Source organism: Pseudomonas sp. SZ40 (genome assembly GCF_052958135.1).
On sequence record NZ_JBQWIF010000053.1, the window covers coordinates 23,186 to 30,528 of the forward strand.

5 protein-coding genes are annotated in these 7,343 nt (G+C 63.3%); all 5 read left to right on the forward strand.

The genetic code is table 11. The features are described from left to right. Nucleotides 1-20: 20 nt before the first annotated feature. Genes ACT9T4_RS25045 through ACT9T4_RS25065 form a run of 5 tightly spaced genes read left to right on the forward strand, consistent with a single transcriptional unit; the run spans nt 21 to nt 6,537 of the window. The gene (locus ACT9T4_RS25045; RefSeq protein WP_499119533.1) at nt 21-3,503 is read left to right on the forward strand and encodes a response regulator; all 3,483 of its coding nucleotides are present in this window, start codon (nt 21-23) and stop codon (nt 3,501-3,503) included. 1 nt (nt 3,504) lies between these two features. Further along, nucleotides 3,505-4,323: a CheR family methyltransferase gene (locus ACT9T4_RS25050; protein ID WP_179539194.1), complete on the forward strand. Its 819-nt coding sequence runs from the start codon at nt 3,505-3,507 to the stop codon at nt 4,321-4,323. Beyond that, a complete protein-coding gene (locus tag ACT9T4_RS25055) occupies nt 4,320-4,907 on the forward strand; it encodes a chemotaxis protein CheB (protein ID WP_042555475.1) in 588 nt (195 codons plus the stop codon). Before ACT9T4_RS25050 ends, ACT9T4_RS25055 begins: the two co-directional genes overlap by 4 nt. Continuing rightward, complete coding sequence (locus tag ACT9T4_RS25060; protein ID WP_042555474.1) at nt 4,901-6,103, forward strand: hybrid sensor histidine kinase/response regulator; 1,203 nt, start codon at nt 4,901-4,903, stop codon at nt 6,101-6,103. The genes ACT9T4_RS25055 and ACT9T4_RS25060 overlap by 7 nt, the downstream gene beginning before the upstream one ends. A 59-nt stretch (nt 6,104-6,162) precedes the next feature. Beyond that, nucleotides 6,163-6,537 carry a response regulator gene (locus tag ACT9T4_RS25065; RefSeq protein WP_042555473.1) on the forward strand — a complete coding sequence of 125 codons (375 nt, stop codon included), beginning with the start codon at nt 6,163-6,165 and terminating at the stop codon, nt 6,535-6,537. Nucleotides 6,538-7,343: the final 806 nt, after the last annotated feature.

Below are 7,343 nucleotides of genomic sequence, written 5' to 3' on the forward strand. Positions count from 1 at the left end.
ACCGCGGCCAGGGATTTCCGATGACCAACACCTCTTCCATCGATGAGAACAGCTTCAAGCGCATTCTCAGGCGCAACGTCGCCTTGCCGCTTGGGGTGGGGGTGGTCAGCGCGATCTTCTTCGTGGTGCTGATCGGCTATCTGCTCAACGTGCTGGGCTGGGTGCAGCACACCGACCGGGTGCTCAACAACGCCAATGAGGGCCTGAAACTGTCGATCGACCAGGAGACCGGGTTTCGCGGTTATCTGCTGTCTGGCGATGTGCGCTTCCTGCAGCCGTTCGAAGTCGCCAAGCCGCGGATCAAGGCGGAGATGGAGATTCTCTCCGAGCTGGTTTCGGACAACCCGGTGCAGGTCGATCGCCTGCGCGCCATCGCGGCGCTGCAGGACGAGTGGAGCAACTTTGCGCAGACGGCGATCACCGCCAAGCGCGAGGGCGGCAATTTCATCGACCCGGTGCGTGATGGTCGCGGCAAGCAACTGACCGACGCCATTCGTGCCGAGTACGCGGACTTCGTCGCCCACGAGCAGCGCCTGCGCAAGGAGCGCAACGATGCGGCCAGCAGCACGGCGACCGTCACCATCGTCCTGTTCCTGCTCTTCACGCTGCTGTTCAGCGGCTCGCTGGCGCTGTTCGGGCGTCGCGAGCTGTTGAGCCTCACCAACACCTATGGCGCCATCCTCAAGAAACAGGATGAGCACAACGAACGTCTGCAGGCCCAGGCCTGGCTGCGCAACGGCCAGACCGACATGTCCGAGCGGCTGATCGGCCAGCAGGCGCTGCCGGTGCTGGGCCGCAACATGCTGGAGTTTCTCGCCAGCCATCTGGGGGCCGCAGTCGGTGCTCTTTATGTGCGCGAGGAGCATGGCGGCCTGCGTCGCGTCGCGTCCTACGGGTTTTCCCGTGAGCAGGAGAAGGCCGAACAGTCCTTCTACAGCACCGAAGGTCTGGTCGGCCAGGTGGCGCAAAGCCGTCGCCTGCTGACCCTGGATCACTTGCCAGCCGATTACCTCAAGGTCAGTTCGGGGCTCGGCCAGGGCGAGCCGCTGACCGTGGCGCTGCTGCCCATCGACAACGACGGTGAAGTCAACGGCGTCATCGAGCTGGGCTTTCTGCGCACGCTGAGCGAGCGCGACGGCGAGTTCCTCAAGCAGATCGCTTCCAGCATCGGCGCTTCGGTCGAAGCGGCTCGCTATCGCCACCGCCTGCAGGAGATTCTCGCCGAAACCCAACAGCTCAACGAGGAGCTGCAGGTACAGCAGGAAGAGCTCAAGACCGCCAACGAGGAACTGGAAGAACAGTCCCGCGCGCTCAAGGAGTCCCAGGCGCACCTCGAGACCCAGCAGGCGGAACTGGAACAGACCAACGAGCAGTTGTCTTCGCAGCGTGACGCCCTGGATGACCGCAACAGTGCCCTGCGCGTTGCCCAGCAGCAGCTGGAAGAGCGCGCCGCAGAGCTGCAGCGCGCCAGCCGTTACAAGTCCGAATTCCTCGCCAACATGTCCCACGAGCTGCGCACGCCGCTGAACAGTTCGCTGATCCTGGCCAAGCTGCTGTCCGACAACCCCAAGGGCAATCTGGACGCCGAGCAGGTCAAGTTCGCCGACTCGATCTATTCGGCCGGCAACGACCTGCTCAACCTGATCAACGACATCCTCGACATCTCCAAGGTCGAGGCCGGCAAGCTCGACCTGCGCCCCGAAAACGCCAACGTGGTGCGCTTGGCCGAGAGCCTGGAGGGCACCTTCCAGCCACTGGCCGGCGAGAAGCACCTGGGCTTCAACGTGCAGGTCGGCGAAGACGTGCCGCGCTCGCTGTACACCGATCGCCTGCGCGTCGAGCAGATCCTCAAGAACCTGCTTTCCAACGCCATCAAGTTCACCGAGCAGGGCTCGGTCAGCCTGACCGTCAGCCGGGTCGACGAGGGCGTGGCGTTCGCCGTGCGCGACAGTGGCATCGGCATTCAGGCCGATCAGCAGGAGTACATCTTCGAGGCCTTCCGCCAGGCCGATGGCACCACCAATCGCCGTTTTGGCGGCACCGGCCTGGGCCTGTCGATCTCCCGCGATCTGGCCGTGCTGCTGGGCGGCTCGATCAGCGTGTCCAGCGTGCTGGGCGAGGGCAGCGTATTCACCCTGGTGCTGCCGCAAAGCTATTCGCCTCTGGAGGCCGACACCGATGAGCTGCCGGCTGCACCGGTCGTCTTCTCTCGCAGCCATGCGCCGCGTGCGCCCGAGCCCGTCAAACCGGTGAAGGATGTGGTGGTGGAAAACGCCGTGCCGACCTTCCCGGACGACCGTGGCATGTCGGTGCTCGGCGGCCGCAGCGTGCTGGTGATCGAGGACGAGCCGCAGTTCGCTCATATCCTCTATGACCTGGCCCATGAGCTGGATTACCGCTGCCTGGTCGCCCATTGCGCCGAGGATGGCCTCGACCTGGCCACCACCCATCACCCCGACGCCATTCTGCTCGATATGCGCCTGCCGGACGTTTCCGGTCTGTCGGTGCTGCAGCGCCTCAAGGAAAATCCCGGCACCCGGCATATTCCGGTGCACGTGATTTCCGTCGAAGACATGGCTGAGGCCGCTCTGCAGATGGGCGCCGTCGGTTATGCGCTGAAGCCGGCCACCCGTGACCAGCTCAAGGGCGTGTTCAGCAAGCTCGAAGCCCGCCTGACCCAGAAGATGAAGCGCGTGCTGGTGGTCGAGGACGACAAGCTGCAGCGCGACAGCATCGCCCGCCTGATCGGCGACGACGACATCGAAATCGTCGCCGTCGAGTTCGGCGAGCAGGCGCTGGAGCAACTGCGCCATCACATCTTCGATTGCATGATCATCGACCTCAAACTGCCGGACATGCAGGGCGACGAGCTATTGGCGCGCATGGGCAGCGAGCACATCCGCAGCTTCCCGCCGGTGATCGTCTACACCGGGCGCAACCTGACCCGCGCCGAGGAAGCCGAGCTGCTCAAGTACTCGCGCTCGATCATCATCAAGGGCGCGCGCTCGCCGGAGCGCTTGCTCGACGAGGTCACCCTGTTCCTGCACATGGTCGAGTCGGAGCTGTCCAGCGAGCGGCAGACCATGCTCAAGACCGCCCGCAGCCGCGACCGTGTGTTCGAAGGCCGGCGCATCCTGGTGGTCGATGACGACGTACGCAACATCTTCGCCCTCACCAGTGCCCTGGAGCAGAAGGGCGCCCAGGTGGAAGTGGCGCGCAACGGTCGCGAAGCCATCGACAAGCTGGAGGCGGTGAGCGATATCGACCTGGTGCTGATGGACGTGATGATGCCGGAGATGGATGGCTACGAAGCCACCCGACGCATTCGCGAAAACCCGCGCTGGCGCAAGCTGCCGATCATCTCGGTGACCGCCAAGGCGATGAAGGACGACCAGGACCTGTGCATGAAGGCCGGTGCCAACGATTACCTGGCCAAGCCCATCGACCTGGATCGCCTGTTCTCGCTGATCCGCGTCTGGCTGCCGAAGCTGGAGCGTATCTGAGATGTCCGACCGTACGCAGGATATCGAGCTGCGTCTGCTGATCGAGGCGATCTACCTGCAGTACAGCTACGATTTTCGCGACTACTCCGGCTCTTCGCTGAAGCGCCGGATGGTGCACGCCATGCGCCAGTTCGACTGCGCGAGCATTTCCGAACTGCAGGCGCGGATCATCCATGATTCGTCTGCGTTCATGCAGTTGCTGCAGTTCCTCACCATTCCGGTCAGCGAGATGTTCCGCGACCCGTCCTACTTCCTGGCGCTGCGCCAGGAGGTGGTGCCGTTCTTGCGCACCTACCCATCGCTCAAGCTCTGGGTAGCGGGTTGCAGCACCGGTGAAGAGGTGTATTCCCTGGCCATTCTGCTGCACGAGGAGGGGTTGCTGGAGCGCTCGATCATCTACGCCACGGACATCAATCCGCACTCGCTGGAAAAGGCCAAGAAGGGCATCTTTCCCATCGACAGCATGCGCCTGTACAGCGAGAACTATCAGCGTTCGGGTGGCAAGGGCTCGCTCTCCGACTACTACACCGCTGCCTACGATGGCGCGCTGTTCGAGCGCTTCCTGTGTGCCAACGTGACGTTCGCCGACCACAGCCTGGCGACCGACAGCGTGTTTTCCGAGACCCAGTTCATCTCCTGTCGCAATGTGCTGATCTACTTCAACAAGTCCCTGCAGGATCGCGCCTTCGGGCTGTTCCATGAGTCCCTTGGCCACCGCGGGTTCCTTGGCCTGGGCAGCAAGGAAAGCCTGGATTTTTCCGCGTATGCGGGGCATTTCGAAGCCTTGAACAGACAGGAACGGGTGTTTCGCAAGCTATGAGCGCGAATCCGCGGCAACTCGAAGCGGTGGTGATCGGCGCCTCGGCAGGTGGCGTCGAGGCGTTGCTGATGCTGTTCGAGGGGCTGCCCGCCAGCTACGGTCTGCCGCTGGTGGTGGTGCTGCATCTGCCCGACAGCCGCGAGAGCCTGTTGCCCGCGCTGTTCGCCCGGCGCCTGGCGTTGCGGGTCAAGGAGGCGCAGGACAAGGAAGCGCTGCAGCCGGGAACGTTGTACTTTGCAGCACCGGGTTATCACCTGTGCATCGAAGCCGATGGATGCTTTTCCTATAGTCGTGACGAGCCGCTGCACTATTCGCGGCCATCGATCGATTACCTTTTCGAGTCGGCGGCCGATACCTATGGCGCCAACGTGATGGGCATATTGCTGACCGGCGCCAACCAGGATGGCGCCGCCGGCCTAAACACAATAAAGCAGCGGGGCGGTGTGACCGTGGTGCAGGATCCGCAGGAGGCGCAGGTTCCCACCATGCCCGAAGCGGCTCTGGCGCTGCATCGTCCCGATTACATTCTTTCTTTGCGGGGCATTCTCGCATTGCTAGCCGAACTGGACTCACGCCCATGTTGAGTAGCACCGGATGCAAACTACTGATCGTCGATGACCTGCCGGAGAACCTGCTGGCACTGGACGCGCTGATCCGCCGCGAAGACCGTGAGGTGTTCCAGGCCCAGTGCGCCGACGATGCGCTGGTATTGTTGCTCGAGCATGAGTTCGCGCTGGCCATTCTCGATGTGCAGATGCCGGGCATGAATGGCTTCGAGCTGGCCGAGCTGATGCGCGGCACGGAAAAGACCAAGCACATCCCGATCGTCTTCGTCAGCGCTGCCGGACGCGAAATGAACTACGCGTTCAAGGGCTACGAAAGCGGTGCCGTGGACTTCCTCTACAAGCCGCTGGACATCCAGGCGGTGCAGAGCAAGGTGGCGGTGTTCGTCGACCTCTATCAGCAGCGCAAGATCATGGCCCAGCAGCTCGAAGCCCTGAAACGCTCGCGGGAGGAGCAGGACGCCCTGCTCGCCGAACTGCGCTCCACCCAGGGCGAATTGCAGCACGCGGTGCGCATGCGTGACGACTTCATGTCCATCGTCTCCCATGAGCTGCGCACGCCCCTCAATGGCCTGATCCTCGACACCCAGCTGCGCAAGATGCACCTGGCCAAAGGCAACATGACGGCGTTCAGTGAAGACAAGCTCGGCGCCATGTTCGACCGCGACGAGCGGCAGATCCACAGCCTGATCCGCCTGATCGAAGACATGCTCGACGTGTCGCGCATCCGCACCGGCAAGCTGTCGATTCGCCCTGTGGAGTTCGACCTGGCGCAAACCGTGCGCAACGTGGCCGAGAACTTCGCCCAGCAGATGGCCGTGGCAGGCTGCGCCCTGCAACTCGACAGTGACGGCGTGCTGCGCGGCAGTTGGGATCAGTTCAGGATCGAGCAGGTGATCAGCAACCTGCTCAGCAACGCCCTGCGCTACGGCTCGGGTCGGCCCATCGAGGTCCGGGCGCGCGCTGACGAAGGTGGCGTGCGTGTCGAGGTTCGCGATCACGGCATTGGCATCTCCGAGGAAAACCAGCGGCGCATCTTCCAGCAGTTCGAGCGTGCGGTGAGCAGCGAGTCGGTGGCGGGGTTGGGCCTCGGGCTGTTCATCTCCGACCAGATCGTCAAGGCGCATGGCGGGCGCATCGAAGTGCAGAGCAGCCTGGGGCAGGGCTCGCTGTTCAGCGTGTGGCTGCCACAGAGCAAGCGCGCAGATATAGGTTGAACTCACTCCGCCGGCAAGGTCGAAGCGAAGGAGTAAAAAAGAGAGCCAGGAGCAGGGCAATGAACCAACCCACACGAACCGTACTGATCGTCGAAGACGATCCGCTCCTGCTCATGCTGCTGGCTGAATACCTGCAGGGCGAGGGCTATAGCGTAATGAAGGCCGATTGCGCCACCGATGCCTTCGCCATCCTCGCCACCAAGCCGCACCTCGATCTGTTGATCACCGACTTCCGTCTGCCGGGCGGCGTCTCCGGCGTGCGCATTGCCGAACCGGCACTGCTGCTGCGCCCGGATCTGAAGGTCATCTTCATCAGCGGCCACCCCGCCGAAGTCCGCGAAACCGGCAGCGCACTGCTCGACTCCGCCCCACTGCTGAGCAAGCCCTTCACGCTGGAAACCCTGAGCACGCAGATCGCCCATCTGCTTGATTGAGGGGCGAGACGGCCGCGCGCTCCTACAAAACCACCTCAGGCTGACCAGATAGCCCGCAGGTTAGTTGAAGACGCTCCCCGATCCGATGCCCCGCGCACATCTTCGTGTGGGAGCGCGCCATGCGCGCGAAAAATCCCGGGCATGGACCAGGCTTCCCGCCCATTCCCACAAACCCATCCCAGACCGGCCTGATAGCCCGCTGCTTAGTTGAAGGCGCTCCCCGATCCGATGCCCCGCGCACATCTTCGTGGGAGCGCGCCATGCGCGCGAAAATCCCGGGCATGGACCAGGCCTCCCGCCCGTCCCCACAAACCCATCCCAGACTTGCCTGATAGCCCGCAGCTTGGGTGAAGGTGCTCCCCGATCCGATGCCCTGTGCACATCTTCGTGTGGGAGCGCGCCATGCGCGCGAAAAATCCCGGGCATGGGCCAGGCTTCCCGCCCATTCCCACAAACCCATCCCAGCCTGGCCTGATAGCCCGCAGCTTGAGTGAAGGCGCTCCCCGATCTAATGCCCTGCGCAGATTTTCGTGTGGGAGCGCGCCATGCGCGCGAAAAATCCCGGGCCTGGACCAGGCGTCCCGACATCCCCACAAACCCATCCCAAACTGTCCTGATAGCCCGCAGCTTAGTTGAAGGCACTCCCGACCTGATGCCCTGCGCAGATCTTCGTGTGGGAGCGCGCCATGCGCGCGAAAATCATGGGCATGGAACCAGGCCTCCCGCCCGTCCCCACAAACCCATCCCAAACTGTCCTGATAGCCCGCAGCTTAGTTGAAGGCACTCCCGACCTGATGCCCTGCGCA

Bases quoted from the DNA above. Each gene is read 5' to 3' on its own strand.
- ACT9T4_RS25050 (WP_179539194.1), top strand. From the start codon at position 3,505: ATGTCCGACCGTACGCAGGATATCGAGCTGCGTCTGCTGATCGAGGCG.
- ACT9T4_RS25055 (WP_042555475.1), top strand. From the start codon at position 4,320: ATGAGCGCGAATCCGCGGCAACTCGAAGCGGTGGTGATCGGCGCCTCG.
- ACT9T4_RS25065 (WP_042555473.1), top strand. From the start codon at position 6,163: ATGAACCAACCCACACGAACCGTACTGATCGTCGAAGACGATCCGCTC.
- ACT9T4_RS25045 (WP_499119533.1), top strand. From the start codon at position 21: ATGACCAACACCTCTTCCATCGATGAGAACAGCTTCAAGCGCATTCTC.
- ACT9T4_RS25060 (WP_042555474.1), top strand. From the start codon at position 4,901: ATGTTGAGTAGCACCGGATGCAAACTACTGATCGTCGATGACCTGCCG.